The organism is Streptomyces sp. W16, from assembly GCF_033194735.1.
GTDB lineage: Bacteria > Actinomycetota > Actinomycetes > Streptomycetales > Streptomycetaceae > Streptomyces.
This window is the reverse complement of the sequence record NZ_JAWOAI010000828.1, coordinates 1-2917: the sequence shown is the minus strand read 5'-3', so window position 1 is coordinate 2917 and position 2917 is coordinate 1. Positions and strand designations below refer to the sequence as shown.

Below are 2917 nucleotides of genomic sequence, written 5' to 3'. Positions count from 1 at the left end.
GCCGCGGACGAGCAGGGTGCCGGTGCCGACCAGCTCGCCGTCCAGCCAGGCGCCGTAGGGATGCCAGCCGAGCCGGTTCACGGTCGAGGCGGCCATCTCGGCGTAGTGCTCGACCGGTGTGCCGAAGGCCCGCATCATCACCGTGCCCCATTCCAGGGCCTCTTCGGCGACCAGCGGGGTGACCCGGATGCCGTCGGACGGCCGGTCCAGGGCGTCGGCGCGGGCGACGGCCTCGTCGGTCGGGCAGACGAGCTTGACCCAGGACGGGTCGCGGACGATGCCCTCCCGCGCGCAGATCTCCGGCCAGTCCCCGGGCAGGAAGGCGGGCGCGATCTGCAGGACGGCCTGCGGGGTGCGCTCGGCGCGGTAGAAGTCGCAGACCTCTTCGACCAGTTGGGCGGTGACGGGGGCGGTGACTCCGAAGCCGAGGGCCTTGCTCCAGAAGTGGGTGCTGTCGTGACGCATCGACAGCGCCACCCCGCCGCCGATCCGGGTGGCGCTCATGCCGAGCGCGGTGCGGACGGGTTCGGGGGTCTCCGTCTGGAATCTGTAGAGGGCTTCCGCCTCGGACTGCTCGGCGACGGACGGCTGGACGACGGTCGTCAAGGTTCTGCTTCTCTCTCGGGTGGTCTCGGGAAGGGCGCACGGGCAGCCCGCCTGGGGGGAACAGGCGGGCTGCCGGGGGGAGTTGGCAGGTGGTCGGCGGGTGTCGGAGGGAACTCCGTGCCGGCGGCGGCCCCGGGCGGCCGGCCGGGGAACGCGGTCAGGTCCGGTCGGCCGCGGCCTGCTTGATCAGTTCCGCGACCGCCGCCGGCTGGGAGACGTAGACGGCGTGGCTGCCGGCGGCCTCGGCCACGGTGGCACCGGCGCGCTCGGCCATCTGGTGCTGGACCGGCGGCGGGATCATGTGGTCGTCGGTCGCCACGAGGTACCAGCTGGGCCTGGTCCGCCACGCGGGCTCGGTGATCGTGCCGCCGAGCGCGTCCAGACCCCAGGGCACCTGCGCGTCGGCCAGGAACGCGGCGTCCTCGGCCGGCAGGTCGCCCGCGAACGACGCGGCGAACTTGTCCCGGTCCAGGAAGAGGAACCCGTCGACGGGCGGCAGGATCGGCGGCACGGGCGCGCCGGGCGCCGGGTCGGCGACCAGGGTGCCGACCGACTCGTCCTTGTCGGGCGCGAAGGCCGCGATGTAGGCGAGCGCGGCGACCCGGTCGTGGCGGCCGGCCTCGGTGATCACGGCGCCGCCGTAGGAGTGTCCGACGAGCACCGCCGGACCGTCCAGGGCGTCGAGGGCGCGGTGGGTGGCGGCGACGTCGCCTTCGAGGGACAGCGTCGGGTTCTGTACGACGCTGACGCGGAATCCGTCCTGGGTGAGCAGGCGGTGCACGGACTGCCATCCGGAACCGTCGACGAATCCGCCATGCACGAGAACGATGTTCTTGACGGCACTCATGCCGTTGCTCCTTGTTTGTCGGAAACCCTCCGGACAGCTCCACGCTAGGCCGGGCCATCCGCCGGGGCTTCGACCAAATGACCTAGTTGCGGGCAGGGGCCTGGACGAACGCCGTCACCGCCTTCGCGAAGGCCTCCGGTTCCTCCAGGTGCCCGAAGTGCCCGCTGTTCTCCAGGACCACCAGCTCGGAACCCGGGATCAGCCCGTGCAGTTCCTCGGCCCAGCGCACCCCGCAGATGAAGTCGTGGCGGCCCACGAGGACGAGGGTCGGCACGATGAGCGCGCCCAGGGTGGCGCGGTCGTCGACGACGTCCGGAGCGAGGTCCTCGTCCAGCCCGGAGATGTGGGTGGCCGACACGGCCTCCCGGACGGGGGCGAACTCCCCCTCCCGGCCCCAGAAGTCGGCGAAGTAGGCGGGGAACAGTCCGCGGGCGACGGCGGTGGTCCCCGCGTCGTCGGAGATGGTGGGGATGTTCTGGAACGCCTCCACGACCTCGGGGAGCCCGGGGTTGTCGGCGTGCCGGGCGGCGAACTCCTGCACCAGGCGCATGGCCTCGGCGCCGTGCTCGGGACCGGTCACCGGCGCGCTCTCGTAGAGGATCACGCCGGCGAGGCGGTCGGGGTGGTGCAGCGCGTGGTACTGGGCGACGAAACCGCCGTGCGAGTGGCCGAGCAGATGCACCTCGGGGACGCCGAGGTGGTCGATCAGTGCCGTGAGGAAGCGGCTGTAGCGGGCCCGGGTGTAGCCGTGCGGGTGGGTGGGCAGCCGGCCGGAGGCGCCGGTGCCGACGGGCTCCGGGTAGACGACCGTGAGGTGCTCCTCCAGCGCGGGCATCCGCAGGTACTCCCAGAAGATGCCGGGTCCGCCGGAGTGCGCGACGCACACGGGACCGGTCCCGTGGACGTGGTAGCGCTGGGTGACTCCGTCGATCTCGACGGTGTGGGTTCCGGGGGCGAGCGGGTCGGTCGAGGGGGTGGTGCTCATGGAATCTCCTTGTCCGGCACGTGGCGATGACACGGACAGGACGCGGGAGAGAGGGCGAAGTTCGAAACAGATCGCGTGATGCCCGTCACACCATGAGGGAGTGCGGGACCGGCACCGGCCGGGGGTGGACCAGACGCAGCCGGTGCACCCGTCCGGCGCCGTCCAGGCTCATCAGCCAGGCCACGGCGGGCGGGCAGTGCTCGGGGTCGTCGTCGGGGTTGCTGATGTCCATCTCCCAGACGACGAGCGACCGGCCGGCCACGGCGTGCGCGAGGTGCTGGCGTACACCGGCCTCCAGGTCGCACTCCATCCCGCGCACCAACAGGCTTCTGCCGCCCACCGGTTCGTTCCCGCGGACCAGCGCGGCCTCCGGCGACCAGCGCTCGGTGACCAGTTTGCCGAAGTGTCCGCTCTCGGCGGCCTCCAGGGTCTCCCGTGCTTCAACGCGGCTGGCGCGGGTGCGGCGGCCGGCGTCGCCG

3 protein-coding genes and 1 pseudogene are annotated in these 2917 nt (G+C 72.5%); all 4 read right to left on the bottom strand.

All coding sequences use genetic code 11. The features are described 5' to 3' along the window. Window positions 1–606: GNAT family N-acetyltransferase (locus tag R6V09_RS50030; RefSeq protein ID WP_317888072.1), on the bottom strand; the 606-nt coding region annotated here is incomplete at its 3' end. 157 nt (window positions 607–763) lie between these two features. Further along, window positions 764–1453, bottom strand: coding sequence for an alpha/beta fold hydrolase (locus R6V09_RS50025; protein WP_317888071.1), 690 nt, complete (start codon window positions 1451–1453; stop codon window positions 764–766). Between the two features lie 82 nt (window positions 1454–1535). Further along, window positions 1536–2438, bottom strand: coding sequence for an alpha/beta fold hydrolase (locus tag R6V09_RS50020; RefSeq protein ID WP_317888070.1), 903 nt, complete (start codon window positions 2436–2438; stop codon window positions 1536–1538). 85 nt (window positions 2439–2523) lie between these two features. Next, window positions 2524–2917, bottom strand: a pseudogene (locus tag R6V09_RS50015) (RNA polymerase sigma factor); the annotation flags it as partial.

Excerpts from the sequence above, each read along its gene's own strand:
- R6V09_RS50025 (WP_317888071.1), bottom strand. The coding sequence starts at position 1,453 with ATGAGTGCCGTCAAGAACATCGTTCTCGTGCATGGCGGATTCGTCGAC.
- R6V09_RS50020 (WP_317888070.1), bottom strand. The coding sequence starts at position 2,438 with ATGAGCACCACCCCCTCGACCGACCCGCTCGCCCCCGGAACCCACACC.